Genomic DNA, 24,808 nt, shown 5'->3' with positions numbered 1-24,808 from the left:
CATGCAGCGTTTCTGGAACCTGGTCCTCGCGGTGGTCGTTGCCGCCACCGTGATCGCGCAGCTCGTGCTCCTGGTGAGCGGCGGGCAGGACGTGAACACCACCTCCACGGTCGCACCCGTCCCGCTGGCGACGAAACTGCTGCGCTTCTTCAGCTACTTCACCGTGCAGAGCAATCTGCTGGTGCTGGCCGCCGCCGTCAGCCTGGTCATCCGGCCCGATCGCGACGGCCCGGTCTGGCGGGTGTTGCGGCTCGATGCATTGCTGGGCATCGCGGTGACGGGGGTGGTGTTCGCCACCCTGCTGTCCGGGCTGGTGCAGCATAGCGGCATCGGTACCTGGATCAACGCAGGCTTCCACCAGTTCTCGCCGGTCTGGACGCTGGCGGGCTGGCTGCTGTTCGGGCCACGGCCGCGGATCGATGCCCGCACGATCCGCTGGGCGTTCGCGTGGCCGGTCGCCTGGCTGGCCTACACGATGGCGCACGGCGCGATCACCGGCTGGTACCCGTATCCGTTCCTCAATGCCGACAAGCTGGGCTACGGACGGGTAAGCGTCACGCTGGTGATCATCGTGGTCGCCGCGCTCGCCACCGCGTTCGCGTTCCGTGCGCTGGAGCGCCGGTTGCCGGCGCGCTGACCGCCGCTCACGCGACCTGCGTGGAAATCCACCACGTCGTCCCGCCCGCATCGCGGAAGCCGCCGCGACGGTCGCCGTCGCCCTTCTCTTCCGGCGGCTGCACCGGCTCGGCGCCCGCAGCCAGTGCGCGCAACCAGGTGGCGTCGACGTCAGGCATGTAGAGATGCACGTGGCTGGCGATCGGCGGCCAGCCCTCCATGCCGTCGGCCAGCATCAGCACGGTGTCGTCGATGCGGACTTCCGCATGGCCCAGCCGGTCGCCCATGGGGTGCATGCGCAGCGGTTCCGCCGCGAAGACCGCGACGAGGAAATCGATCGTGCGCTGCGCGCCGTCGACCACGAGGTACGGGGCTACCGAAGTGTAGCCCTGCGGTTTCCAGGCCATGCGGAACTCCCAGGCGGCGCGGGATGCGCCGCCGGCCATCATGCCGCAGGCGGGGTCGGCTGCAGGTAACGGTCCTTCAGCTTGACGTAGTGCCCGGCCGAGTAGTGCAGGCTCTCGATCTCCTTCTCCGTGAGCGCGCGCGCGAACCGGGCGGGATTGCCCAGCCACAGCTCGGCTTCGCCGACCACCTTGCCCGGGCCGAGTACCGCGCCGGCGCCGAGGAAGCCGTACTTCCTCACCGTCGCGCCGTCGAGGATGCAGGCGCCCATACCGATCAGGCACAGGTCCTCGATGGTGCAGGCATGGATGATGGTGCCGTGGCCGATGGTGACGTCGGCGCCGATCAGCGTCGGATAACCGGCCTTGTTGTACGGGCTGTGGTGGCTGACGTGGACGATGGTGCCGTCCTGCACGTTGGTGCGCGCACCGACCCGGATGACGTTGACGTCGCCACGCAGGATGGTGCCCGGCCAGATCGACACATCCTCCGCCAGTTCGACATCGCCGATGACGGTGGCGGCCGGATCGACGTAGACGCGCGGCCCGAGGACGGGAAAGCGGTCAAGGTAGGGGCGCAGGGCGGTCAGATTCGGATCCATGCCCGGATTGTAGTGCGACTGCCCGAAAGGGAAGGCATACACTCGGGCCATGACGACTTTCCCGCACGCCGCCACGACCGCCGCCAACGCGGCCATCACCGCCGCCAATGCCGCGATCACGGCCGCGAATGCGGGTGGGACCCCCGCTCCGGATCACGACGCACGTGCGCCCGACGGCGATACGCCGGTCGACGATCTCGCCCCATCGCTGCGCCGGCTGCGCGACGCGTGGCAGGCGCGCAAGCCGGCTTACGCGCAGCGCCGCGACGACCTGCAACGGCTGCGCGACGCGCTGAAGCGGCGGCTGCCGGAGATGGCCGACACCATCGCCGCCGATTTCGGCCACCGCTCACGGCATGAGTCGCTGATCGCCGACGGCATGACCGTGCTCAACGAGATCGACCACCTCGCCTCGCACCTGCGCCGCTGGATGAAGCCGAAGCGCGTCGGTGTGGGCTGGCGCTTCTGGCCGGCGCGCGCGGAAATCCGGCAGGAACCGGTCGGCGTGGTCGGCGTGATCGCGCCGTGGAACTATCCGGTCAACCTGGCGCTGATCCCGCTGGCGACCGCGATCGCCGCCGGCAACCATGTCTACCTCAAACCGTCCGAACACACGCCGCGCACGACCGCCTTCCTGCGCTCGCTGCTGGCGGAGGTGTTCCCGCTGGAGCGCGTCGCCGTGGCCGCCGGTGGCGCCGAGGTGGCGGGCGCGTTCGCGGCCCTGCCGTTCGACCACCTGGTCTTCACCGGCTCCACCGCGGTAGGGCGCAAGGTGATGGCCGCCGCGGCACCGAACCTGACGCCACTGACGCTGGAACTGGGCGGCAAGTCGCCCGCCATCGTCTGCGACGACTTTCCGGTGGAGCAGGCCGCGGCACGTCTGGCGACCGGCAAGTGGTTCAACGGCGGGCAGACCTGCATTGCGCCGGACTACGTGCTGCTGGTCGGCCACCAGCGCCTCGATGCGCTGGTGCAGGCGCTGCGCGACCAGGTCGCGGCGCGCTACGGCGACCTGTCCGACGCCGCCGACTTCACCCGCATCATCAACGATGGCCAGTTCGCGCGGCTGGAAGGCTATCTGGACGACGCCCGCCAGCGCGGTCACGAGGTCATTCCGCTGGCAGCCAAGCACGACCGCGCGCAGCGCCTGTTCGCGCCGACCGTGGTGATCGAGCCCGGCGACGACGCGAAGGTGATGCAGGACGAGATCTTCGGCCCCGTCCTGCCGATCCGCACCGTCGATTCGCTGGACGAGGCCATCGCCTACGTCAACGCACACGACCGGCCGCTGGCGCTGTATCCCTTCAGCCACGACCGCGCGCGCGTGGAGAAGATCCTGGGTGCGACGCTGGCCGGCGGCGTCACCGTCAACGACACCGTGCTGCATTTCGGCATCAACGCGCTGCCATTCGGCGGCATCGGCTCCAGCGGCATGGGCGCGTACCACGGCCGCGCCGGCTTCGACGCGATGAGCAAGGCATTGCCGGTGCTGTGGCAGCCACGCCGCGCCGGCAGCGACCTGCTGAAGCCGCCGTATTCGAAGGTCGCGCGGTTCATCGATTTCATCATCCGCTGACCGCGCAACGCATGCGCAAGCTCCGGCAGTCCAGCAGCAGCCGTCGCGACCTGCGCGTATACGGCATGCTGCTGGTCGGCGCGGGGTTCATCTACGCCGGCCTGACGGTGGATCCGGCCAGCAACTGCGATGCCAGTGGCCAGCAGTGCGCGCCGTGGCTGGTACCGCTGGTGTTCGTGATGGGGTTCGTATTCGCCGGCGCCGCGCTGGGGATGCTGGTGCATGCACGCTACTGGGGCAGCCGCCTGGACCTGTCCACGCGCACGCTGTGGTGGTGGGACAACGCACTCGGCCCAGGCGAACGCGCCATTGCGCTGGACGACGTCGCGCGCATCCGCGTGCAACGCCCCGAGGACAGCGAGGACCGCCTCTTCATGTACCGCCACGACGGTACATTGCTGCACTTCCCGTCCGAACGTGGCGTGCCCTATGACGCCATCCAGTGGGCGCGGGACCTGGCGGGACATTTCCCGCACCTCCATGTGGACGTGGAAGACGGCTAACGCGGCGTCTGTTCCTGGTCGAAAATCGCCAGCCCCGTTCGTCGAACGGGATGACACCCCCTGACGGACCGCCATGTCGACCACCCCCGTGCCCGCCAAAGCCACCCGCCGCGAATGGATCGGCCTAGCCATCATCGCCCTGCCCTGCATGGTTTATGCGATGGACCTGACCGTGCTGAACCTGGCGCTGCCGGCGATCAGTGCGGAACTGGATCCCACGGCCAGCCAGCTGTTGTGGATCGTGGACGTGTACGGCTTCCTGGTGGCGGGCTTCCTGATCACGATGGGCACGCTGGGCGACCGCATCGGCCGGCGCAAGCTGCTGCTGATCGGCGCGGCCGCGTTCGCGGCGGCCTCGGTGCTGGCGGCGTTCTCGCACAGTGCGGAGATGTTGATCGCGATGCGCGCCTTGCTGGGCATAGCCGGTGCCACGCTGGCGCCGTCGACGATGTCGCTGATCCGCAACATGTTCCATGACGAACACGAGCGGCAGTTCGCCATCGGTGTATGGATCGCGGCGTTCTCGGTCGGCGGCGCGATCGGCCCGCTGGTCGGCGGCCTGCTGCTGCAATGGTGGTGGTGGGGCGCCGCGTTCCTGGCCGCGGTGCCGGTGATGGTGTTGCTGCTGGTGCTGGGGCCGCGGCTGTTGCCCGAGTACCGCGATCCCGACGCCGGCAGGCTCGACCCGGCCAGCATGGCGCAGTCGCTGTTCGCAGTCCTGGCCGTGGTCTACGGGCTGAAGCGCATCGCCGAGTACGGCCTCGATCCGCGCGGCATCGTGGTGCTGCTGCTGGGCGTGGCGCTGGGTGTGCTGTTCGTGCGGCGGCAGAAACACCTCGCCTATCCGTTCCTGGACGTAACGCTGTTCCAGCGGCCGGCCTTCTCCGCCGCCATCGTCGCCTACGCGCTGGCCGGCCTGTCGATGATGGGCGTGTACATCTTCATGACCCAGTACCTGCAACTGGTGCTCGGGCTGACGCCGCTGCAGGCCGGCATCGCGACCATCCCGTGGTCGCTGTGCTTCACGGTCGGTTCGCTGCTGGCGCCGCGGCTCGCGCGCCACTGGGGCGCGCGGCGGGTGATGGTGCGCGGCCTGCTGTTCGCGGCGATGGGTTTCGGCGTCACCGCGCTGGTCACGCCGCCGCGTGGCCTGTGGATCCTGATCGCCGGCATGCTGGCGATGAGTCTGGGCATGGCGCCGGTGTTCACCGTCGGCAACGAACTGATCATCACCACCGCGCCGCCGGAACGCGCGGGTGCGGCATCCGCGCTGGCGGAAACGAGCGCCGAACTCAGCGGTGCGCTGGGCATCGCGGTGCTGGGCAGCCTGGGCATGCTGGCATATCGGCTGTGGCTGGATCCCGCATTGCCGGCGACGCTCGACAACACCGATGCCACGCGCGCGCTGTCCACGCTGGGTGGCGTGATGACGGTGGCCGGCGAGGTCGGCGGCCAGGCCGGGGCCTTGATCGCCGACACCGCACGCACTGCCTTCACCGATGCCATGCGCGCCATCGCCGTGTTCGGCATGACGATGATGCTGCTCGCCGCGTGGATGGCGGCACGCCTGATGCGCGACGGCGAAGGCGCCGGTCACGGCGCACCGGCGACCACGAACGCCTGATCCGCCTTCCTGACTTAGAATCCCCGCCATGAAGATCGCCAGCTGAAGTGGGAAACGACATTTCATGGCTTCTCGCACCGCCTCATAAATGTCAAAAAATGGCTTGTTTTCAGCAGTATTCTCTGCATCGTTTGTATCAGGAAATCTCAGAAGCGTCCTTGTAAGCGCGACAAGCTGGGGGTAGTTTTGGGGGTACGCAAATCGGACGTATCCGCGATGCTGAGCACCCTGCAAATCAAGTCCGCGAAGCCGCGAGCGAAGTCGTACAAGCTCGCCGACTCGGGCGGCCTCTTCCTGCTCGTGCAGCCTTCCGGCTCGAAGCTCTGGCGCTACAAGTTCCGTATCGGTCGCGTCGAGGGCTTGCAGGCGCTCGGTTCGTTCCCCGAGGTCAGTTTGGCCGACGTGCGCGCCGAGCACGCGAAGTCCCGCAAGCTGGTGGAGCAGGGTATTCATCCGGTCCAGGAGCGCAAGCGGCGCCGCGAGGTGCTGGCGATCGAGTATCTGAACCGCGACAAGGGTGAGTTCGGCGCCATCTGCGCGCAGTGGGACGACGCAACATCAGTCGACCTCAAGGCGGGAACCGTCAGGCAACGCCGGCGCGAGATCAAGAACGACCTGTTGCCGAAGCTCAAGACCCGCGCGATTGCCAGCATCACGCGTCTCGAATTGACGGCCATCCTGAAAGATGTCGAGAAGCGGGCGCCAGAGATTGCCCGGAACCTTCGCAACTATCTTTGGGGCATTTTCGAGTACGCCATCGATTCGGGTTTGCTCGAAATCAACCCCGTGCCGCCCTTGCGCATCTTGAAGAAGCGCAAGCAGAAGAACCATGCCGCGTTGTCGCCCCCGCAGATCGGCGAGTTCCTGGGTGCGATGGCGCTTGGCGTCAATGAGCTCGGTACGTGCACCGCCATGCGGCTGATGATGCTGGCCGCCTGTCGGAAGGTCGAAGCCACGGCCGCGGAGTGGTCGGAGTTCGACTTCAAGCACGGCGGCTGGGAGATTCCGGCCGAACGCATGAAGGCAGGCCATCCGCATTGGGTGCCTCTCCCGAGGCAGGCGATCGCGCTGCTCTCCGAATGGCGCGCGATCACACCGAAGGGACAGAAGTATCTGTTCCCGAATCGCCGCGATCCGAACCGCCCGATGGCCGGTCGCACGCTTAACGCGCTGATGGATCGCCTTGGGTTCGGTGGCAAGGGGACCCCCCACGGCATGCGCGCTGCCTTCAGCACCCATTTCAACGGTCGCCACGCCAACGCCGATGTCATCGAGCGGTGTTTGGCGCATGTTTCTGCGAACGCAGTGCGCGCTGCCTACAACCGCTATGCCTATCGCAAAGAGCGGCGGGCGATGCTCCAGCAATGGGCGGACCATTTAGACCTGCTACACAAGAAGCACGGCAAGAATGCCGTGTTGCCGCCGACGCCGCGGACCGTGCGCCGCGAGACCCGCCGCGGCTCTAAGAGACGGCAGTCTAGGCGCTCGCTGCGCAAGGTCGCATAAGTCCTCAGGATCATCGAATATCCAGATACAAGGCCCGCTGCACGGTCAATCTTCTCAAGGCCGTGGTGTCAGCAAGCGCGCCAAACCATAGCCGTCTCATTAAAGGGGCCTGCTTCAACAATTTACGAGGCTACCGCTTCCAGTCATCCCTCCAGATCCCAAAGCTCATCGGCGCGGCCAAACTCTGATCGCCTCCGAGCTTCCGCTTTCGCTCCTCGTGGTGCATTGCCAGCGACAGGTAGATCAGCGCGGATCGGGCAAGCTGCAATAGCCTTTGCGTCCGCCGCTCGAGATCGGGACGTGAAACCATGTGCGCGAGCTTGTCGCGAAACGGATCAAAGTCACGCCGAATCGACAACAGATCCTCATGCACCTTGACGTACTTGTGTTCAAGATGATTCCTTAATTCGGATAGGGCCCGCGCATCCGGATCCGTCGAATCCTTCATTCCCTCCTCGAACAGGTCCTTGCTCAGCCAGTAGAGGCCACGCAGCGGCCAGTTGCGTGAGCTTGAAATGCGTTCGCGCAGCGGACCGTGTTCCTTGTCGCGCCAGAGCGTGCGGAAATAGATGCGATTCGCCTTGATCCCCAAACGGAGATAGAAGTTCAGAAAGTAAGCGACCTTGTCGAAGATCGAGTACGCCATCCGGAACGCGATTCTGACCTTCTCGACGTTGAGCCCGTAAGACGGGTAGTCCAAGGTATTGGACAAGGTCACGCCGCGGTCGGAAAAGTGGACCGAGTCACTGCTCACTCCTTCCCACAGCAACCAGCGCGCGGAGGCAAAGGTCTGCTTGAGCTCGTTGAACATCCCCAGCACAACAGGTGGCTCGTCGATGGGCAGAGTGAAAGTTGGCAGGTTCAGTACGTCAGCTGATGCAATAGAAGCTTGTTCAACGTCGTTCAACGGGTTCAGGAACAATGTGTTTGCCAAGCACCAGCGACGGTACGTGCGTTCCTTCTCACTGCGGCCAAGACCGCCCGTATTCGGCTGATACTTCTCGGCAATGGCAGAGAGGTCGAAGCGACGCTTGATCTCAGCAGCGGACGCCACGAATATCTCTTTTAGCCGCGGGTCGCCCAAGTGCGGATGCCTGGTGATCAGTTCGACGGCCTGGGTCAGTTCCCGGTGTGCGTGATGCGCGAACACGCACTGATGCCCAGGGTCATAAAGGGCATTTGCGTAGAACATCAGCGCACGAGCCCGGTTGGCACGCGCCATCCAGAAGTCCGGATCGACCGCCAAGGCAGCATTCCAGCAGGCACGCGCCTCGATGAACCGCCCGAGCGTATCGAGCTGGTTGCCTAGGTTGGTCAGGATCTGGCACCGGCGGAGCGGAGGCAGCAGCGGAAAGCCTTCGCCATAGGCTGCACAGCGCAGCAGCAGCACCTGCTGGCGCAGCTCTGGTTGCTCGAACTCCCACAGCGCCTCATGGCCCGCATGCCGCTGGTGGTACCTACAGGCCCAAGCGTTGGCCCTGAAGTAGTCGAGCAGCGCGCTCTGGTCCGCTGCCAAACCGCGACCTTCAAGCTCATCGGCCAATGCCAAGGCGTGGTCGACGAGTTTTGGGCTAGCCTTGTCGTCGGCCAAGTCGATGAGCTGACCGATGATCTGCAAAGCATCTTCGTCGGATAGGCCAGCCAAGCTTGGCCCGCCCTTGCTGTCCCCTTGCTGCATGATGTCCTCTGGCCTTTCCCGATCGCCCGCTGGCACATTATCCCGACCCAGGTACAGCGCCGCTCGATGGATCCTCAGGCCGGTTCGGCCTACCCTATCGAGTCGAGCCGACGATCGCAGCCATGAATCCAACCCAGCCAAAAGGCATGCCGCCACTGACTCAGAACATCGAGGGCCTGCGCAGTCATTCGCTCTTGATCAGCATTTTCGTGGGCACGCCGGGGGAGACGCCGACGCAGCGGCGCTGGCGCTCCTGGCTGGTACATTCGCTGACTAAGGCCGCTCGCCACTACGAAAACGCGCGCAAGCTGACTTTAATGGATGCCAGAGAAACGAACGGCTCGCATCCAAGCGGCCAAGCATTGCCGATGCTCGACTATGCTTTCGAGCTGGAGGACTGCATCACGTCGCTGGACAAGGCCATTGCCTGCATCCAAGCCCTGCATGCCAGGGGGGAGTTTCCCGATTCTCGGGTGGTGGCATTGGCGGCGGACACGCGCCTGCTGCGAGCGTTCCGCAACAAGCAAGAGCACCTGCACACCCACTTGGCCAGCGGAGAGACGGCCAACGGCCCGATCCTGGTAGCCATAGATAGCGAGGGTGTCGGCATCAAGTTGCAGAAACTTTCAATGGCGTTCTCGACGCTCCGCGGACTGATCGATGCGGTGTACCGCGACATCGCCAGTCTGTTCCCGAAGCACGATGCGGAATCGCCTCCGCGCCCGGCAGGAATCCCGCGGCTGCAGATCACGGCAACGGTCACGACCATCCCCCGTGAGCCCGACAAGGTCTAGCGCCTACCACGACCCTATCTGGACCTGCTGCAGAAAGCGGGAAGCATGCGGTGCTCCCATTAGCGTCCTCAACAGCGTGGCGCGAGACTAGCCACGGCTCTCAGAGACGACGTTCCAAACACTCGTTGCGCAAGGCCGCATATCCTTCTGGATCGTCGATCCAAGCCTGCAACGCGGACGCGCGCCAACCGCAGGCGCGTCCGCCTAGGTGCACTGGCGGTGGAAACCGCCCTTCGTCGATGCGTCGGTACAAGGTGGCGCGGCTCAGACCCGTGATGCGAACGAGATCGGCCATCCGATAAAACGCCGGGACAGCACAATCCGTGACGCCTTCACTGTCTCTTGGGGGCATCGAGCTGGGAAACATCGCGGTCTTCCGCAAAGGGTTGCAACATCAGGTCGTGGTTGACCACCACCCGTACTGGGAACCCTGCCCGCACCGTCAGCGTCGGCTGCAGGTCGAGATTGCGGCGGGTGACCTGCTGGCCAACCTGGTTGACCGTCTCCTGCACGCTCTCGCGGGTGGCGATGACGATGCGACCATCGGCGTCCACCCGGTCGGGCGCGGCCAGTTCGGCACCGACGTCGATCAGGGTCGAGAGCGCGGCGCCGGCGAAGATCCGGTTCCAGTGCCAGTCCACGCGATCTTCCAGCCCTGACTGGCCGGCCACATCGGTCGTGGGCAGCCGGTCGAGTACCAGCGAGGAGCCGTCCGGGTGGATCAGGCGCGTCCACACCAGCAGCACCCGGCGCTGGCCGTAGGCGACCTGGCTGTCGTACTGGCCGATCAGCCGCGAGCCCTGCGGCACCAGTGCACCCAAATCGGGATGCAGCACCAGGAAGTCGATTTCTCCCGTGGGCGCAGTGCCTGCGTCATTCTGCCTCACGGCGGCGCTCAGCCATGGCAGGCTGTGGATCACGGTGAACTCGTCTGGAAGCCCGTTCGCCAGAATCGAATAGACCGTCTTCTCGCCCGCGCTTCCTGTTTCCTTCGGCCCAAAGGGCGGAATCATCTTTGCCATGGATCACTCAGGCTCCGTTTTCCGGGCGCGCCTCGCATTACCGTGGAATGGCATCTTCCACCGTCACGACGGTGATAGATTTCGCACCGCGCGTCAGCGCCACATACAAGTGCCTGGAGGACATCGCGTCCGCTTCGAGAATGATGGCATGGTCGTACTCAAGTCCTTTGACTAACAGGGTGGTCCCGATGAGCTTGTTATGTCGGATCGGCCTGCCCGCGTAACGAAACTCCCGCTGATACAAGCTGGCGGCTTCTATTAGCGTACGACTCGGGTGCTCCCCCCATGTGCGCAGCACTCCCATCATTCTGTTCAGAAGGTCCTGGCGATAGATCGTAACCTCGGGACGGTCGCGGATAAGGCTGAGCAAGATAGTCGCGTCATTGCAGGATCCCGTTGCGAGGTAACGATTCGCCGCCGCAAGAATGTCGGGGCATCTGGTTGCCTTTGTAGCTTTTCCCTCCTGTCCCTTCTTGGTTGCCGCCGTGAGGACGCCATCCACCGCGTTGCAGCAGGTCTTGCAGAAATCGACCACGCATCGAAGGCGATCGTTCGATGACTTGGCACCATCGATCTTTTTGATGAAACGATGCAGGTCCTTTCCTTCAACTTCCTCGATACTGGAGAATTTTCCAGCCAATCCTTGCGCCAGCTTGTGTGTCTTGTTCTTGGATTTCTGGTCACCGGAATGAATGGCAATGACTGAGTCCGTGTTCTTCAAGTGCTCGTAGAACACGCTCAATCGTTTCGTATTCTTGAAGTCATTGAGATCAACCGATTTCCTGTACACGCCATTCGGTAGCTCTCCGGCAAGCGGGATCTTTTTGTCTTGCGCCAGAAGCGCTCTCGCCTCACCCAGCCATTGCCCGAGCTCATCCGCGCCCGCCTGCTTCCACCGCCAAGGCGTCACAAGCTCGCCCAGCAATTGATAGTTCGGGTAAACGGCGGTATCCCAATCGACCGGCTGCTCGCCGAAATCGAAGATGGCCTGCATAGGGTCGCCGAGCAGACGGCACGGAAGCAGCTTTGCCAGAGCCTCGACCAGATCATGCTGCTGTTGTGAGCAATCCTGATACTCGTCGACGTAGACGCCACCGTAGGAGCACTTGATCATGTGCTGTAAGAACGGCCTGTCCAGCATTGCAGTGCAAATCGAATAGAGTTTCCCCCAATCCTTCCCGGTAGGGTGGTCCTTTTTCCACTTCGACGTCTTCGGGAAGTAGAGGCAGGTGCGCAGCGCCCAGCTTGCGATGGTGTCGATCTGGTACTGTGCCGGCGGAATCCGCAGCAGTTGCATCTTCCGCCGGATCGCGTTTACACCGGCGTAGGTATGCGTCAGTACCAACTGGCGGCGGGTGGCCGCCTGCACGGCCCTCGCGATCAGATGGGTCTTTCCGTAACCAGCCGGGGCGATGACATAGCCCTTGCCGTTGAACTCCGCCAAGACCTTGGGCAGGCCATCATCCATTGTCCACCCATGTGCGGAACTGATTTAGCTTTGTTGCGAATTCCTTCTGCTGGAACGCGGCATCCTTGAACGCGTTGGCAATGGTCTGCGCCCATTGCTCGCCGTGCGCGACGCTCTTGAACCAGTTGGACGATTTCGCGGCAGCGCCGATGGCCTTGCGCAGATCTTCTGACTCCTGCCATTCGCCGATGTCGTCATCGAGCTGTACGTTGAGTTTCGACCTGACTTGGTCATGGACTGGGAACCCGAGCTCTTTGGCAAGCTTGGTGCTCGCCAGCACCTGCACCCAAGGCAGGTCCACCATCGCCCTTTGCTCGATCGACAGCTTGTCTGTCCACATGACGACGGCGACCCCTTTCCCGTCCAGGTCCACTGCATCCTGATCGGAGAACCGAGCCTGGGCGTCTCCATCGGCGAGCACTAAGACGTCGTAGTGCAGGGCCTTGAAACCTGTTGCAAGCCCTTTGACCTTGCTCGCGCCATGCGCATCGAGCGGAACCACCCCCAGATATGAAAACGGTAGCCGCTCTGCGGCCGACCACAGATTGTCCATGCCGCGGAGGAATCCCACCTCGGTCGCTCCTTCGCAGACGACCACCTTGCGGGACAGGAATGCTTCCGCGCTCGAGCGGATATGGCCCTGGATGTTCAGTCCCTCCAGTTCCTTATCTGCGGCGGCAACCACGCGGATAGCATCTTCTTCTTTGTGCAGCACGTATAGCTGCCCTACTGTCAATTCGCGCAGCACGGTCGGCGAGTGCGTCGTCAGGAAATACTGCCCTTTTTTATCCTCGCGGATGTGCTTGATCAGACGCGCTATCCGATGCGGCTCCAGCCCGTATTCGACTTCGTCGAATAGTGTGATGTGCTGGTCCTCCAGGCTTTCCTGTTGGATGCCACACAACAGCATGCGTTTCGAGCCAAGGCCTAGCTGCCGCAAAGGGATGTCGCCATCGTGCAGGGTCAGGCCGCCGATCCGGATACTGATCGCGTTGAGATCAAGGTGTGCCTTGTATTCGTGTCCGATTGGAACACCAAGGTCCTTCGCCACCTGCTCCGATTTGGCCGCTGCGGCATCGAACTTCTTCAGAACCAATGCCCTTTGCCCATCGAGCGAGCTTCTTGCTGCACGCGTCGCCTCGACGAGCGATTCGTTCAGATTGTCGGATTCGGTGATTTTCGCGAGCGCAGTCCCTGCGGCCCAGGTGAGTTGCTTTTCGCTGTAGGTTCCGATCAGGCCGACACCGACCTTGGCACGGTCGGCCGCCTTGAAGTCGACGCCTTCGGGGTTGCGGTCGGTAACGACCTTCCACTTCGGTTCCAAGTCTTTGGAGACGGCGAGTCGGATGCTAAGAACCGGTTCGTCATCGTCTTCCGGCTCGTCGTTCAGCTTGACCTGCCCCTTGTTCCAGCCGCGCAGGTGTGCGCCATACTTCTGCTCCGCGCAGAACTCGGGCAGCAAATCTCCGATGACGACCTCGATCTGAATCGGATTGTCGGTGTTGCACTGGTAGAAGTCGGAATCGTTGAACGCGTGATTCCATTGCGGGCTGAAAGCACAGCGGATCGCTTCCAACACCGTCGTCTTCGTCGAATCGCCCTTGCCGATCAAGCAGAAGGTTTTCTCGTCGGGGAGATCCCAATCGAGCCGATGGATTCCCCTGAAGTTCCGGATACTCAGCTTTCTGATCTTCATCGCCCCCCCATGCTTGCTGCACCGTTAACGCGTCAGTCCCTCAAGCCCAGCGCACGCAACCAGGCATCCACCTGACCAAACGCGTCCTGCTGCCATTGCTCCGGCGTACGGTCTCCGAGCACGGCCGTTTCCTCCACGAACAAGCGGACACTGGTCGGGCCGTAGCTTTCCGGGGTATCGAACTTCCCCGCGATCAAGTGGTATCCCGTTTCACCGCTCTTCCGTTCCAGTACCGGCCGGCAGGCTTCCGCCAACGCCCCGACGCCACCCGGATAGTTCCGGATGCAGTAGTAGATGTCGTAGGCGTCCTTCTGCTTGTGCCGCCCTTCGATGGCATATCCCTTCATCGCCAGCAAAGCCGGAATCGAGCAGACCGCGATCTCCACGCGATTGGTGCCGCCGGCCGGCATGGAACCGGTCACCGCCACCATCTCGTAGAAATGGGTTGCCAGGTCCGCACCGTCCGCTCGCTGCACGGCGAAGTTATCGATCAGCGGCGGCTTGTTCTTCACGATGTCGGCATCACGCGGCATCAGGAAATCGACGATGACATCGATCGGGGCGCCGCCATCGGCGGCGGGCACCTGCCGCACCAGTTGGAACCGGCGAAGCTCTTCGCGTTGCTGGTAGCCATGTCCCATCAGCGACGCCACCAACGTCGCATACTCCCCGTCGCCCAGCGCTTCCGCATCGAGGCCGAGATCCAGGTCGAGCGTGCCGACGTGCGGCATGTCCTCGTTGGCGAGCAGCAGCCATGGCACTGCGCCGCCGACCACGGCGAACTTTCCCTTGAAGCTGCCGAGGATCTGGCCGATCTCGACCAACACGGTCTTCACCGCGGCTGTCGTGCGGTCATCGTAGTCGGCAGCGGATTGAGGTTCCTGCGGGATCAATTTTTCTGCCACGCCAGCTTTTCCTTGCGCAGATGGTCAGCCGCTTCCACACCACGCTCGCCAGACACAACCAAGTCCAGATAGGTCTGCACAGGGCTGGTACAGACCACGCCGGATGCCGGCTCGACCGCATCGCGGAACAGGCCGTCATCCTTGGGCACCGTCACAACAACGTTCTGACCTTTCACGACTGCAGAGAGTCCCAAGGCCGCACGAAGTCGTTCAAGGCCCTTGGCGTCTGCGTAGAAATAATGGGTGCCGGTACGCGCGTAGGGCGCCAGCCATTGCGCTGCAGAGTAGGAAGCGAACACAGCTTGGGCCTCATCGTCGCCACCCGCATGCAGCACCTGTCGGGCTGCCTCGTCCAATGCGCCGCCGTGCAACGTCGTATAGAAGCCCATGCGCTTTCCGGCGGGAGGCCGATAAGCGGCCGCCCATTCGTCGAGCAGGGCATCGGGCTTGGACAGGCGCAGTCCCTCCTCTGATACCTCAGCCCACTCCCGGTCCAGCAAACTGCTGCGCACGTTGCTGACATGGCCCACGCTGACGGCGGTCGCTTCGGCAAGCTCGACCACCCGCCAGGTCCGGCTTGGATCGCGGAGCAGGACGCGCAACACCTGCGCCGACTTCGGCGTGAACAAGGATTTGAGTTCGCGGCGTTCGCTGTCTGGCTTGTTCGCAACTTGACGCTCGATGTAGATACCATCGAAGGACAGATGGACATTGCCTTCGAGGTCGACAAAGCCGACACCTTCCTCACGACACAATGCTTGTGCATTCGGCGATAGATAAGGGGCGATGAAGACCGGAATGGCACCTTGCGCTTTCCGTGCCACGTAGTTCCGCAACTGAAGAAGTGCTGCCCGCACGTACCGTGGCTGGCCGTTGGACTTCACTTCACAAACCAGCAACCGGGGCTGGCCGGCCGCTTCGAGGTATACGAGGAAGTCGACCGCTTCGTCGGCTGCGGCGACCTGCGGTTCGATGCTCAGCTCCGTGATGGCAGGCACCTGCCCGAGCAAGCCTTGGAGCGCCTCAGCAGCACGGGATTCGACGCCTTTCACTGATTCGGCCTGTTTCAGCATTTGCTGAAAATAGCAGTGCTAGTGAAACAGTCAAGGGGTGTTCAGTAAAACGACAGGTTTCAGCAAACGCTGAAAGGGGGCTATAGTCTGAAAGCACAGTCGGTCGCAGGCGCCAGCGAGCCAGGGGAATTGGGGGTATCGCTGGGGGTATCGCGAAGATACAAAATGATAAAATCAAATAAATTCAATAGGTTATATCGCCTATGAAAATCGCCAGCTGGAACGTCAATTCGCTCAACGTGCGCCTGCCGCACCTCACGCAGTGGCTGGGTGCGTTCGCACCGGATGTCGTGGGCCTGCAGGAAACCAAGCTGGAGGACCACCGCTTCCCCGACACCGCGCTGGCCGAAGCGGGTTACCGCAGCGTGTTCGCCGGGCAGAAGACCTACAACGGCGTCGCGCTGCTGTCGCGCGAACCGATCGGCGACGTGCAGGTGGGCATTCCCGGTTTCGAGGACGAGCAGAAGCGCGTGATCGCCGCGACCGTCGGCGACGTGCGCATCGTCAACCTGTATGTGGTCAATGGCCAAGACGTGGGCACGGACAAGTACGCCTACAAGCTGCGCTGGCTGGACGCGGTGCACGACTGGATCGCCGCCGAACTGCAGTCGCATCCCAAGCTGGTGGTGATGGGCGATTTCAACATCGCGCCGGACGATCGCGACGTGTTCGATCCGAAGGTGTGGAACGACGACCACATCCTGACCTCCACCGCCGAGCGCGCCGCACTGCAGCGGCTGTACGGGCTGGGCCTGCACGATGCGTTCCGCCTGCACAGCGACGAGGCCAACGTCTACAGCTGGTGGGACTACCGGATGGGCGGCCTGCGCCGCAACCTGGGCCTGCGCATCGATCTGACGCTGGTGTCCGATGCGCTGCGCGCCAGTGCGGTGGAGTCCGGCATCGACCGCGAACCGCGCACCTGGGACCGTCCCAGCGACCACGCGCCCGCCTGGGTGCGGCTGGGCGGTTGATCCCGGCGCGCAGACAGCCGCTCCGGAATGAGCAAAGGCCCGGCAAATGCCGGGCCTTTGCGTTGCCACGGGCCTTGGGTGCGTCTCGGACGCGCACGCGGCCGCAGCGGAACCGCTACCTCGCGCGGCCGCGGGTGAGCAGGTTGACGATCAGCAGCAGCACCACCGCACCGATGAAGGCGGTGAGCAGGAAACCGACCCAGCCGCCCCCCAGGCCCAGGCCCAGGGTCGGCAACAACCAGCCGCCCAGGAAACCGCCGATGATGCCGACCACGACATTCAGGATGATGCCCTGGGAACCGTCGCGCTTCATGACGATGCTCGCCAGCCAACCGGCGATGCCACCCACGATCAGATAGATGAGAAAATTCATTGCGTCGCTTCTCCCTCGATGGACAGGACCCCTACGCGCGGGGCACGCTTCAATCTCCAACGCACTGCGTGAAACCGTCGTTAACCCTGTGGGGGAAGCCTCCGTGCAGCTGTTTGATAGCGCCATCGCCGCAGGCTTGCACGCTGTGCCGCACCAAGAAGCCGGGGCGATGATGTGAGCTGGCGCGACGTACCGGCGGATTGGCGGCTGGACGGCATCGCGCTGTGGCTGCTGCCGCATGCACCGCGGCAACGCGGCGAACCGGCGGCCCGCGAGCACCTGGCGCGCGCGCTCGGCCTGCTGCCGCACGCACTGCCGATCACCCGCGATACGCAGGGCCGTCCGCACTTCATCGCCCCGCTGCACCACCTGGAGACCGGCTGGAGCCACAGCGGCGAGGCGCTGCTGCTGGCGCTGGGCGAGGAGGTGGAACTGGGCGTCGACGTGGAGCGGGTGCGCCCGCGTCCGCGCGCGATGGAACTGGCGCAGCGTTTCTACCATCCCGAAGAAACCGCCTGGCTCGATGCATTCGACGACGAAGACGCGCGCACGCTGGCCTTCCTGCGTCTGTGGTGCGCCAAGGAAGCGATCCTGAAGGCACATGGCCAGGGCATTTCGTTCGGCCTGCACCGCTTCCATGTGCTGCTCGCCGACGATGGCGTGCGGCTGGCCGCCTGCGATCCCGCGTTGGGCCGTGCCGCCGACTGGCGCCTGCACGAATGGGCGCCTGCTCCCGGCTATCGGGCCGCCCTGGCCTGGCATCCGCGCGGCGCCGCGTGGCGCCCTGCGATAATGCCGCGATGACCGACACTGCCTTTTCCGCCGACCTGCGCAATGAACTGCACCGCGGCCTCGCCGCGCTGGGACTGGACGCCGATGCGCTGGCACCGCCCCTGCTCGCCTACCTGGCCCTGCTCGACCGCTGGAACAAGACCTACAACCTCACCGCCATCCGCGATCCGCGCGAGATGGTCACCCGCCACCTGCTGGACTCGCTGGCCATGCATCCGTTCGTCGACGACCTGGCCGCGAACGGGGGCGCGCTGGCCGACCTCGGCACGGGTCCCGGCCTGCCCGGCATTCCGTTGGCCATCGCCAAGCCCGGCCTGCGCGTGACGCTGGTCGAAAGCAATGGCAAGAAGGCGCGCTTCCTGCGCGAAGCGGTGCGCACGCTGAAGCTGGAGAATGCGCGCGTCGCCGAATCGCGCGCCGAAGCGCTGGACGAACCGCAGGCCCACGACGCGCTGACCGCGCGCGCGCTCGACGTGCTGGCCGGCATCATCGCCGTCGGCGGCCACCTGCTGAAGCCCGGCGGTGCGCTGCTGGCGATGAAGGGCATGCGCCCCGACGAGGAGATCGCCGCCCTGCCCGCCGGCTGGTCGGTAGAGACGATCCAGCCGCTGGCAGTGCCGGGCCTCGTCGGCGAGCGCCACATGGTCGTCGTACGCCGCGACCGGGGCGCGTGAGCGGGTACCGACGGCACGTAAGCCGTTGAAAAGACAGGCCGGGCCTGCGCACGCAAGGGATCGTGACCGGACGTGGCCGCTGGCGCCGTAGCTTTGATTTCGCACGGCCCCGCCCGAGCCCGCATAATCCCCCCTCACCCCGGACTGACCAAGGCGCCCTCGCATGGCCCGCATCATCGCCGTCGCCAACCAGAAAGGCGGAGTCGGCAAGACCACCACCGCCGTGAACCTGGCCGCCGCGCTCGCGCGCGCGCCGCAGCGGGTGCTGCTGGTCGACCTGGATGCGCAGGGCAACGCGACGATGGGCAGCGGCGTGGACAAGCGCGAGGTGGAAGCGTCCACCTGCGACGTGCTGCTGGGCGAGGTGGAGGCGAAGGCGGCGGTGGTGACCACGGCCGAGGGCTTCGACCTGATGCCGGGCAACATCGACCTGACCGCGGCGGAGATCCAGCTGATGGAATCCGACGGTCGCGAGCAACGCCTGAAGAGCGCGCTGCAGCCGATCCGCGGCGACTACGACTTCATCATCATCGATTGCCCACCGGCGCTGTCGCTGCTGACGCTCAATGCGCTGACCGCCGCCGATTCCGTGCTGGTGCCGATGCAGTGCGAGTACTACGCGCTGGAAGGCCTGTCCGCACTGATGGAAACCATCGATGCGCTGCGCGCGCGCCTGAATCCGGGTCTGGAGATCGAAGGCGTGCTGCGCACGATGTTCGACATCCGCAACAACCTGGCCAACGCCGTCTCCGGCGAACTGACCACGCATTTCGGCGACAAGGTGTTCCGCACCATCGTGCCGCGCAACGTGCGCGTGGCCGAAGCGCCCAGCCACGGCCAGAGCATCGTCGGCTACGACCGCGCCTCGCGCGGCGGCGTCGCCTACCTGGGCCTGGCCGGCGAGATCCTGCGCCGCGCCGCCGACCGCAAGAAGCAACAGAAGCACATGGAGCACGCGTGATGAGCGTCCCGAAGAAGCGCGGCCTGGGTCGCGGACTGGAAGCCCTGCTCGGCCCGAAGGCCGCCGAGACGCCGCCGCCGGAAGCGCAGCCGGGCGAAGCCTTGCGCACGCTGCCCGTGCAGCAGCTGCAGCCGGGCAAGTACCAGCCGCGCATGCAGATGGATGCCTCCAAGCTCACCGAGCTGGCGGAATCGATCAAGGCGCAGGGCGTCATCCAGCCGATCGTCGTGCGCGAAATTTCGGCGGGCAAGTTCGAGATCGTCGCCGGCGAACGCCGCTGGCGCGCCTCGCAGGAAGCCGGCCTGGCCGAAGTGCCGGTGGTCGTGCGCGAACTGGACGACCGCACCGTCATCGCGATGGCGCTGATCGAGAACATCCAGCGTGAAGACCTCAATCCGCTGGAAGAAGCGCAGTCGCTGCAGCGGCTGATCAACGAGTTCTCGCTGACCCACGCCGAAGCCGCCGAAGCCGTCGGCCGTTCGCGCGCCGCGGTCTCCAACCTGTTGCGCCTGCTGGAACTGCCGCCGGCGATCCGTGCGCTGCTGGAAGCGCGCCGTCTGGAAATGGGCCATGCGCGTGCGCTGCTCACGCTGTCGCCGGACCTGGCCAGCAAGCTGGCGTCCGATGCCGCCGAACAGGGCTGGTCGGTGCGCGAAGTCGAACACCGCGCGCAGCAGTTCGCCGCCGGCAAGGTACCCGTCACCGGCAAGAAGGCCAAGCCGGCCAAAGCCGCGCCGCAGCCCGATATCGCCTCGCTGGAGACCGAACTGTCCGAGAGCCTCGGCACCCGCGTCACCATCGCCCATGGCCGCGGCGGCAAGGGCAAGCTGATCATCCAGTACACCGACCTCGACACGCTGGACGGCGTGCTCGAGCGCCTGCGCCCGAAAGCCTGACCCGCTCAGGCTGTTGCGGGGATGTGGGATGTGGGAGCGACGTAAGTCGCGATAGCGGTGAAGCAGGTCCACCGACGAGCAAAAAACTCGCGACTTACGTCGCTCCCACAAAGACCAGCGTTGCCGCCCGGACGGGCACAGTGCCCCTGCATTACCATCCGGATTCCGCTTCCACCGGATGTCCGCCTTGAACCTCCGCACCGCCCTCCTGCTCGCCTGCGCCCCGCTGCACGCACTCGCGTTCGCTCCTTCCGACGCCGACAAGCGCTTCCAGGCCTTGTATGAGAAGGAATGGAAGTGGCGACAGGAGCAGACCGGCCAGGCAGACGAGGACGCCGACACCAGCGGCGACAAGCGCCGCCTGCCGGATGTCGGCGCCGACGCGCAGCAGGCGCGGTTGAAGGTGTGGGAGCAGGTACTGAAGGACCTCGACGGCATCGACGCCAAGGCGCTGTCGCCGGAGAACCGCATCAACCTGGCGATCTACCGCCCGCAGGTGGAGAACCTGGCCGATGAAGTGCGCCTGGGCGCCTACGAGATGCCGTTCAATTCGGACTCCTCGTTCTGGTCGAACCTGTCGTTCATGGCGCGCCGCCAGATGAAGACGGCGAACGACTATCGCGCCTACGCCGCGCGCCTGCGCGACGTGCCGCGCTACTTCGACCAGCACATCGCCAACATGCGCAGCGGTTTGAAGCGCGGCTTCACCGTGCCACGCGCTGTGCTGGACGGGCGCGACGTGTCGATCGCCGCCGTGGCCGATCTGAAGGACCCGGAACAGTCCACCTTCTACGCGCCCTACAAGAAGATGCCGGCCAGCATCCCCGCGGCCGAGCAGGAGGCGCTGCGCAAGGACGTGCGCGAGGCGATCAGCCAGCAGGTGGTGCCGGCGTTCGGTACGCTGCTGACGTTCTTCCGCAGCGAGTACGTGCCGCAGGCGCGCACCACGCTGTCCGCCGAGGCGATGCCGGGCGGCAAGGATTTCTATGCGCAGCAGATCCGCGAGTACACCACGCTGGACCTCAGCGCCGAGCAGATCCACCAGATCGGCCTGAAGGAAGTCGCGCGCATCCAGGCCGAGATGCAGGAGGTCATCAAGCAGACCGGCTTCAAGGGGTCGTTCGCCGACTTCCTGACCTTCCTGCGCACCGACCCGCAGTTCTACGCCAGGACGCCGCAGCAACTGCTCGATCGCGCCGCGTGGATCTCCAAGCGCGTCGACGGCGAAGTCGGCAAATACATCGGCACGCTGCCGCGCGGACGCTTCACCATCGTCGAGGTCCCGGCCGACATCGCCCCGTTCTGGACCGCCGGCCGGGGCGGTCTGGGCACGTACTGGCTGAACACCTACGACCTGCCGTCGCGCCCGCTGTACAACCTGCCGGCGCTGACGCTGCACGAGTCCTCGCCGGGCCATTCGCTGCAGGCCGCGCTGGCGCAGGAGCAGGGCGAGCAACCCGCCTTCCGCCGCGACAACTACATCTCGGCCTACGGCGAGGGCTGGGCGCTGTATACCGAGAAGCTGGGCAAGGAGATGGGCATCTACGAGACGCCCTACGAGGACTTCGGCCGGCTGACCTACGAGATGTGGCGCGCCGCGCGCCTGGCCATCGACACCGGCGTGCACCACAAGGGCTGGACCCGCGACCAGGCGCTGGCCTACCTGCGCGACCACACCGCCCTGTCCGAACACGAGGTCACCACCGAGGTCGACCGCTACATCTCCTGGCCGGCGCAGGCGCTGAGCTACAAGCTGGGCGAGATCGCCATCGTCCGCCTGCGCGGCGAGGCCGAGCAGGCGCTGGGACCGAAATTCGACATCAAGGCCTTCCACGATGCCGTGCTGAAGCAGGGCTCGGTGACCCTGCCGGTGCTGGAAAGCCAGATCCGCGCCTTCATCGCCGAGAGCAAGGCCGGTCCGGCCAGGCCGGCGGCGGCCGCGCCCTGATCTCACAAGCAAGCGAGATCAATCCGTAGAGCCGAGCTTGCTCGGGTCCGTACCCCCACCGGCACCGGACACGGACCGTAAAGCAGCGGAGCAAGCTCCGCTCTACGGGAGCTGGGGCGCTAAGTGGTTGCGGCACAAGGGAAACGCCGGCATAATGCGCGGCTCGCTGCGTCCGGCATTGCCGGATCTGCGGCCGGAAACGCGATTCCGGCTTGTGTCCGCAGCGGTTTTCCTACCGTATCGCGTGGTGTCCGTCCTGCCCTGCAGGCCGTCCGCCGGGCCGCCGTCTCCCGGGCTATGGGCGACACAATCATCCATCGAGGTGCGTATGTCCCGCGTATGCCAAGTCACCGGCAAGCGTGTGCAGACCGGTAACAACGTCTCGCACGCCAACAACAAGACCCGTCGTCGTTTCCTGCCCAACCTGCACGAGCGCCGCTTCTGGGTCGCCAGCGAAAACCGCTGGGTCAAGCTGAAAGTGTCCGCGCACGCGCTGCGCACCATCGACAAGAACGGCATCGATTCCGTTCTGGCCGAGCTGCGCGCGCGCGGCGAAAAGGTCTGAGGAGTAACTACACATGGCATCCAAGCGCGACAAGATCCGTCTGATCTCCTCGGCCAACACCGGCCACTTCTACACGACGGACAAGAACAAGAAGAACACCCCGGGCAAGATGGAAATCAAGAAGTACGACCCGGTCGTGCGCAAGCACGTGATCTACAAGGAAGGCAAGATCAAGTGAGCTAGTGGCGCGTTCGCGACGCGAACGCCTTTGCCACTAGCTCATCCCGGCGAAAGCCGGGATCCAGCGCCTAAGAAAACCCCGCTCCGGCGGGGTTTTCTGTTTTCCGGGCCTCCAAACAGTTTAGTTAAGACAGGCCTGCGAGCGATGTCAGCCCGAATGGGTGGTTAGACCGAGATGCGAGTGACCTGCCTACTGCACCTTCCATCGAGCACTAACGCGCGTTAGTCACCAATCGGCGGGATTTCGCCATACCTTCAGGCGCAGGGTGCTTGTACCCGAAGCCAAGGCGCCAGGCGATGTCGCGCAACAACAACCCGTATGCCGCGTTCAAGAGCGACTACTACCGATACAAGGCCCTTCTTTCACGTGATCGGCGCTATTTCCTGATCGCCATTGTCGTAGTGGCGGCCGATTGCTGGGAGTTCTGCTCCAAGGTCTGACCCGCGCATCACCCGCAAGGTGGGTTTCCTTTTGCCCGCTCCCGACGCCAGAATCACCGCATCCCCTTGTTGGACGGATGCGCCCCATGGACTGGTCCTACGGCACCGCGCTACTGATCGTCGACTGGCTCATCCGCCTGGCCGCACTGTGGTGGATTCCCAGCCGCACCACGCCGGCCGCCGCACGCAGCTGGCTGCTGCTGGTCGGCTTCGTGCCGTTGCTCGGGCTGCCGCTGTACCTGCTGCTGGGCCATCCGTGGCTGTCGCGCGAACGCATCGAGCGGCAGGCACGCGCGTCGGACGTGATCCGCGAGGAGCAGCGCCCGCTCAGCGCGCTGCGCTGGGCGCCGCGCGACGGCGCCGCCGCCGAAATGGCTCCGCTGATCGAGCGCCAGGGCGCCTTCATGCCCACGCACGGCAATGCGGTGGCGCTGCTGGACGACTACGATGCGTCGCTGCGCGCGCTGATCGACGACATCGACGCCGCCTCGCAGCAGGTGCACCTGCTGTACTACCTGATGTTCGACGACGCCGTGGGCGAAGCCGCCGCCGCCGCGCTGTGCCGCGCTGCCGCGCGCGGCGTGACCTGCCGCCTGCTGCTGGACGCCGTCGGCGCCAAGCGCGGGCTGCGCGCCTACGCGCCACGCCTGCGCGCGGCCCGCGTGCAGGTGCACGCGATGCTGCCCGGCGGCCTGCAATGGCGGCGCAGCGGGCGCATGGACCTGCGCAACCACCGCAAGGTGGCGGTGATCGACAACCGCATCGGCTACGTGGGCTCGCAGAACCTGGCGGACGCCGTGTTCGTGCCCGGACATCCGAATCGCGAACTGGTCGCCCGCGTGCAGGGTCCGGTGGTGTCGCACCTGGAAGGCGTATTCGCCAGCGACTGGTACATCGAAACCGGGGAGCGCCTCGACGTGCAGCCCGACCTCGGCGTGCAGGCACAGGACGTCGCCGCGCAGCTGCTGCCCAGTGGCCCTGCCTATCCGTTCGAGAACGCGCGCGATACCGTCAACGCGCTGATCCACCTCGCACGGCACAAGGTGGTGCTCACCACGCCGTACTTCGTGCCCGACGACGCCACCCTCAGCGCACTGCGCATCGCGGCGCTGTCGGGCGTGGAGGTGCAGCTGGTGCTGTCGGCCACCAACAACCAGCCGCTGACCGCCTGGGCGCAGCAGTCGTACTACGAGGAGCTGCTGGTCTGCGGGGTGAAGATCGCGCTGTACCGGCCGCACTTCCTGCACGCCAAGCATATGACGGTGGACGACGACATCGCCCTGGTCGGATCGATCAACCTGGATATCCGTTCGTTCGCGCTCAACGCAGAGATCGGCCTGGTCTGTTATGACGCCGGCATCGTGGCGCGCATCCGCGCGATCGAAGCCGATTACCTGGCGCACGCCGACCATGTCGACCGCGAGGCCTGGCGGCGGCGTCCCGGCTGGCAGCGCAGCCGCGAAGGCGTCGCCCGGCTGGCCGATTCGCTGATGTAGCGTCATCGCGCCGCAGGGGCGCCGAGGCCCGTTCGCCTACAA

Annotated in this window: 25 protein-coding genes and 1 pseudogene; 16 read left to right on the top strand and 10 right to left on the bottom strand. The window is 65.0% G+C overall.

The window, feature by feature from the left end; all coding sequences use genetic code 11:
* Position 1 precedes the first annotated feature (1 nt).
* The gene (locus AC1Q5B_RS05495; RefSeq protein WP_492630708.1) at positions 2-637 is read left to right on the top strand and encodes a Pr6Pr family membrane protein; all 636 of its coding nucleotides are present in this window, start codon (positions 2-4) and stop codon (positions 635-637) included.
* A gap of 7 nt (positions 638-644) precedes the next feature.
* On the opposite strand, the gene AC1Q5B_RS05490 is transcribed toward AC1Q5B_RS05495, so the two are convergent.
* Both AC1Q5B_RS05490 and AC1Q5B_RS05485 read right to left on the bottom strand, forming a co-directional pair.
* Positions 645-1,022, bottom strand: a complete 378-nt coding sequence (locus tag AC1Q5B_RS05490) for a VOC family protein (RefSeq protein ID WP_492630707.1) — start codon at positions 1,020-1,022, stop codon at positions 645-647.
* A gap of 38 nt (positions 1,023-1,060) precedes the next feature.
* A complete protein-coding gene (locus AC1Q5B_RS05485; RefSeq protein WP_492630706.1) occupies positions 1,061-1,621 on the bottom strand; it encodes a gamma carbonic anhydrase family protein in 561 nt (186 codons plus the stop codon).
* A 49-nt stretch (positions 1,622-1,670) separates the two neighbouring features.
* Between AC1Q5B_RS05485 and AC1Q5B_RS05480 the strand changes: the two genes are divergently transcribed.
* From AC1Q5B_RS05480 to AC1Q5B_RS05465, 4 genes are all read left to right on the top strand, one after another.
* Positions 1,671-3,197, top strand: a complete 1,527-nt coding sequence (locus AC1Q5B_RS05480; protein ID WP_492630705.1) for a coniferyl aldehyde dehydrogenase — start codon at positions 1,671-1,673, stop codon at positions 3,195-3,197.
* An 11-nt stretch (positions 3,198-3,208) separates the two neighbouring features.
* Positions 3,209-3,700 carry a hypothetical protein gene (locus tag AC1Q5B_RS05475; protein ID WP_492630704.1) on the top strand — a complete coding sequence of 164 codons (492 nt, stop codon included), beginning with the start codon at positions 3,209-3,211 and terminating at the stop codon, positions 3,698-3,700.
* Between the two features lie 73 nt (positions 3,701-3,773).
* On the top strand, positions 3,774-5,324 hold the full coding sequence (locus tag AC1Q5B_RS05470) for an MFS transporter (RefSeq protein WP_492630703.1): 1,551 nt from the start codon (positions 3,774-3,776) through the stop codon (positions 5,322-5,324).
* Positions 5,325-5,540: 216 nt separating this feature from the next.
* Entirely contained in the window at positions 5,541-6,830 is a 1,290-nt protein-coding gene (locus AC1Q5B_RS05465; protein WP_492630702.1) for a tyrosine-type recombinase/integrase, read from the top strand.
* 130 nt (positions 6,831-6,960) lie between these two features.
* On the opposite strand, the gene AC1Q5B_RS05460 is transcribed toward AC1Q5B_RS05465, so the two are convergent.
* Positions 6,961-8,508 (bottom strand): LA2681 family HEPN domain-containing protein, encoded by a 1,548-nt coding sequence (locus tag AC1Q5B_RS05460; protein ID WP_492630701.1) that lies wholly within the window; start codon positions 8,506-8,508, stop codon positions 6,961-6,963.
* Positions 8,509-8,630: 122 nt separating this feature from the next.
* On the opposite strand from AC1Q5B_RS05460, the gene AC1Q5B_RS05455 reads away from it, so the two are divergent.
* Positions 8,631-9,302 (top strand): hypothetical protein, encoded by a 672-nt coding sequence (locus tag AC1Q5B_RS05455; RefSeq protein ID WP_492630700.1) that lies wholly within the window; start codon positions 8,631-8,633, stop codon positions 9,300-9,302.
* A gap of 100 nt (positions 9,303-9,402) precedes the next feature.
* Here the strand turns inward: AC1Q5B_RS05455 and AC1Q5B_RS05450 are convergent, their stop codons facing one another.
* The 6 genes and pseudogenes from AC1Q5B_RS05450 to AC1Q5B_RS05425 form a co-directional block, all read right to left on the bottom strand.
* Positions 9,403-9,597, bottom strand: a complete 195-nt coding sequence (locus tag AC1Q5B_RS05450) for a helix-turn-helix transcriptional regulator (RefSeq protein ID WP_492630699.1) — start codon at positions 9,595-9,597, stop codon at positions 9,403-9,405.
* 37 nt (positions 9,598-9,634) lie between these two features.
* A pseudogene (locus AC1Q5B_RS05445) lies at positions 9,635-10,114 on the bottom strand (TraB/TrbI/VirB10 family type IV secretion system protein); the annotation flags it as partial.
* A 247-nt stretch (positions 10,115-10,361) separates the two neighbouring features.
* Positions 10,362-11,792: a UvrD-helicase domain-containing protein gene (locus tag AC1Q5B_RS05440; RefSeq protein WP_492630698.1), complete on the bottom strand. Its 1,431-nt coding sequence runs from the start codon at positions 11,790-11,792 to the stop codon at positions 10,362-10,364.
* Positions 11,785-13,488, bottom strand: a complete 1,704-nt coding sequence (locus tag AC1Q5B_RS05435; protein WP_492630697.1) for an ATP-dependent nuclease — start codon at positions 13,486-13,488, stop codon at positions 11,785-11,787. The genes AC1Q5B_RS05440 and AC1Q5B_RS05435 overlap by 8 nt, the downstream gene beginning before the upstream one ends.
* A 32-nt stretch (positions 13,489-13,520) precedes the next feature.
* Positions 13,521-14,393 (bottom strand): hypothetical protein, encoded by an 873-nt coding sequence (locus tag AC1Q5B_RS05430; RefSeq protein WP_492630696.1) that lies wholly within the window; start codon positions 14,391-14,393, stop codon positions 13,521-13,523.
* Positions 14,378-15,466 carry a type IV toxin-antitoxin system AbiEi family antitoxin gene (locus tag AC1Q5B_RS05425; RefSeq protein ID WP_492630695.1) on the bottom strand — a complete coding sequence of 363 codons (1,089 nt, stop codon included), beginning with the start codon at positions 15,464-15,466 and terminating at the stop codon, positions 14,378-14,380. Before AC1Q5B_RS05425 ends, AC1Q5B_RS05430 begins: the two co-directional genes overlap by 16 nt.
* Positions 15,467-15,669: 203 nt before the next feature.
* On the opposite strand from AC1Q5B_RS05425, the gene xth reads away from it, so the two are divergent.
* The gene (gene xth, locus AC1Q5B_RS05420) at positions 15,670-16,440 is read left to right on the top strand and encodes an exodeoxyribonuclease III (RefSeq protein WP_492630694.1); all 771 of its coding nucleotides are present in this window, start codon (positions 15,670-15,672) and stop codon (positions 16,438-16,440) included.
* A 115-nt stretch (positions 16,441-16,555) separates the two neighbouring features.
* On the opposite strand, the gene AC1Q5B_RS05415 is transcribed toward xth, so the two are convergent.
* On the bottom strand, positions 16,556-16,813 hold the full coding sequence (locus tag AC1Q5B_RS05415; protein WP_162338966.1) for a GlsB/YeaQ/YmgE family stress response membrane protein: 258 nt from the start codon (positions 16,811-16,813) through the stop codon (positions 16,556-16,558).
* 174 nt (positions 16,814-16,987) lie between these two features.
* Here AC1Q5B_RS05415 and AC1Q5B_RS05410 point away from each other — a divergent pair, with 174 nt between their 5' ends.
* The 9 genes from AC1Q5B_RS05410 (at position 16,988) to cls (ending at position 24,766) form a co-directional block, all read left to right on the top strand.
* Positions 16,988-17,617 (top strand): 4'-phosphopantetheinyl transferase family protein, encoded by a 630-nt coding sequence (locus AC1Q5B_RS05410; RefSeq protein WP_492630693.1) that lies wholly within the window; start codon positions 16,988-16,990, stop codon positions 17,615-17,617.
* Positions 17,614-18,279: a 16S rRNA (guanine(527)-N(7))-methyltransferase RsmG gene (rsmG, locus tag AC1Q5B_RS05405; protein WP_492630692.1), complete on the top strand. Its 666-nt coding sequence runs from the start codon at positions 17,614-17,616 to the stop codon at positions 18,277-18,279. Before AC1Q5B_RS05410 ends, rsmG begins: the two co-directional genes overlap by 4 nt.
* Positions 18,280-18,442: 163 nt before the next feature.
* The gene (locus AC1Q5B_RS05400) at positions 18,443-19,240 is read left to right on the top strand and encodes a ParA family protein (protein WP_492630691.1); all 798 of its coding nucleotides are present in this window, start codon (positions 18,443-18,445) and stop codon (positions 19,238-19,240) included.
* Positions 19,240-20,136, top strand: coding sequence for a ParB/RepB/Spo0J family partition protein (locus AC1Q5B_RS05395; protein ID WP_492630690.1), 897 nt, complete (start codon positions 19,240-19,242; stop codon positions 20,134-20,136). Before AC1Q5B_RS05400 ends, AC1Q5B_RS05395 begins: the two co-directional genes overlap by 1 nt.
* A gap of 178 nt (positions 20,137-20,314) precedes the next feature.
* Positions 20,315-22,084, top strand: a complete 1,770-nt coding sequence (locus AC1Q5B_RS05390; protein WP_492630689.1) for a DUF885 domain-containing protein — start codon at positions 20,315-20,317, stop codon at positions 22,082-22,084.
* 328 nt (positions 22,085-22,412) lie between these two features.
* Positions 22,413-22,649, top strand: a complete 237-nt coding sequence (gene rpmB / locus AC1Q5B_RS05385) for a 50S ribosomal protein L28 (RefSeq protein WP_093489741.1) — start codon at positions 22,413-22,415, stop codon at positions 22,647-22,649.
* A gap of 13 nt (positions 22,650-22,662) precedes the next feature.
* Complete coding sequence (gene rpmG / locus AC1Q5B_RS05380; RefSeq protein WP_027070918.1) at positions 22,663-22,827, top strand: 50S ribosomal protein L33; 165 nt, start codon at positions 22,663-22,665, stop codon at positions 22,825-22,827.
* A gap of 299 nt (positions 22,828-23,126) precedes the next feature.
* A complete protein-coding gene (locus AC1Q5B_RS05375; protein WP_492630688.1) occupies positions 23,127-23,270 on the top strand; it encodes a hypothetical protein in 144 nt (47 codons plus the stop codon).
* An 86-nt stretch (positions 23,271-23,356) separates the two neighbouring features.
* On the top strand, positions 23,357-24,766 hold the full coding sequence (gene cls, locus AC1Q5B_RS05370; protein WP_492630687.1) for a cardiolipin synthase: 1,410 nt from the start codon (positions 23,357-23,359) through the stop codon (positions 24,764-24,766).
* The last annotated feature ends 42 nt before the right edge of the window (positions 24,767-24,808 follow it).

The organism is Pseudoxanthomonas sp. GW835-FHT14C01 (assembly GCF_058793715.1).
This window is presented reverse-complemented; position numbering and strand designations above follow the sequence as displayed.

Excerpts from the sequence above, each read along its gene's own strand:
- AC1Q5B_RS05495 (WP_492630708.1), top strand. The coding sequence starts at position 2 with ATGCAGCGTTTCTGGAACCTGGTCCTCGCGGTGGTCGTTGCCGCCACC.
- AC1Q5B_RS05490 (WP_492630707.1), bottom strand. The coding sequence starts at position 1,022 with ATGGCCTGGAAACCGCAGGGCTACACTTCGGTAGCCCCGTACCTCGTG.
- AC1Q5B_RS05485 (WP_492630706.1), bottom strand. The coding sequence starts at position 1,621 with ATGGATCCGAATCTGACCGCCCTGCGCCCCTACCTTGACCGCTTTCCC.
- AC1Q5B_RS05480 (WP_492630705.1), top strand. The coding sequence starts at position 1,671 with ATGACGACTTTCCCGCACGCCGCCACGACCGCCGCCAACGCGGCCATC.
- AC1Q5B_RS05475 (WP_492630704.1), top strand. The coding sequence starts at position 3,209 with ATGCGCAAGCTCCGGCAGTCCAGCAGCAGCCGTCGCGACCTGCGCGTA.
- AC1Q5B_RS05470 (WP_492630703.1), top strand. The coding sequence starts at position 3,774 with ATGTCGACCACCCCCGTGCCCGCCAAAGCCACCCGCCGCGAATGGATC.
- AC1Q5B_RS05465 (WP_492630702.1), top strand. The coding sequence starts at position 5,541 with ATGCTGAGCACCCTGCAAATCAAGTCCGCGAAGCCGCGAGCGAAGTCG.
- AC1Q5B_RS05460 (WP_492630701.1), bottom strand. The coding sequence starts at position 8,508 with ATGCAGCAAGGGGACAGCAAGGGCGGGCCAAGCTTGGCTGGCCTATCC.
- AC1Q5B_RS05455 (WP_492630700.1), top strand. The coding sequence starts at position 8,631 with ATGAATCCAACCCAGCCAAAAGGCATGCCGCCACTGACTCAGAACATC.
- AC1Q5B_RS05450 (WP_492630699.1), bottom strand. The coding sequence starts at position 9,597 with ATGGCCGATCTCGTTCGCATCACGGGTCTGAGCCGCGCCACCTTGTAC.
- AC1Q5B_RS05440 (WP_492630698.1), bottom strand. The coding sequence starts at position 11,792 with ATGGATGATGGCCTGCCCAAGGTCTTGGCGGAGTTCAACGGCAAGGGC.
- AC1Q5B_RS05435 (WP_492630697.1), bottom strand. The coding sequence starts at position 13,488 with ATGAAGATCAGAAAGCTGAGTATCCGGAACTTCAGGGGAATCCATCGG.
- AC1Q5B_RS05425 (WP_492630695.1), bottom strand. The coding sequence starts at position 15,466 with ATGCTGAAACAGGCCGAATCAGTGAAAGGCGTCGAATCCCGTGCTGCT.
- xth (WP_492630694.1), top strand. The coding sequence starts at position 15,670 with ATGAAAATCGCCAGCTGGAACGTCAATTCGCTCAACGTGCGCCTGCCG.
- AC1Q5B_RS05415 (WP_162338966.1), bottom strand. The coding sequence starts at position 16,813 with ATGAATTTTCTCATCTATCTGATCGTGGGTGGCATCGCCGGTTGGCTG.
- rsmG (WP_492630692.1), top strand. The coding sequence starts at position 17,614 with ATGACCGACACTGCCTTTTCCGCCGACCTGCGCAATGAACTGCACCGC.
- AC1Q5B_RS05400 (WP_492630691.1), top strand. The coding sequence starts at position 18,443 with ATGGCCCGCATCATCGCCGTCGCCAACCAGAAAGGCGGAGTCGGCAAG.
- AC1Q5B_RS05395 (WP_492630690.1), top strand. The coding sequence starts at position 19,240 with ATGAGCGTCCCGAAGAAGCGCGGCCTGGGTCGCGGACTGGAAGCCCTG.
- AC1Q5B_RS05390 (WP_492630689.1), top strand. The coding sequence starts at position 20,315 with ATGTCCGCCTTGAACCTCCGCACCGCCCTCCTGCTCGCCTGCGCCCCG.
- rpmB (WP_093489741.1), top strand. The coding sequence starts at position 22,413 with ATGTCCCGCGTATGCCAAGTCACCGGCAAGCGTGTGCAGACCGGTAAC.
- rpmG (WP_027070918.1), top strand. The coding sequence starts at position 22,663 with ATGGCATCCAAGCGCGACAAGATCCGTCTGATCTCCTCGGCCAACACC.
- AC1Q5B_RS05375 (WP_492630688.1), top strand. The coding sequence starts at position 23,127 with ATGTCGCGCAACAACAACCCGTATGCCGCGTTCAAGAGCGACTACTAC.
- cls (WP_492630687.1), top strand. The coding sequence starts at position 23,357 with ATGGACTGGTCCTACGGCACCGCGCTACTGATCGTCGACTGGCTCATC.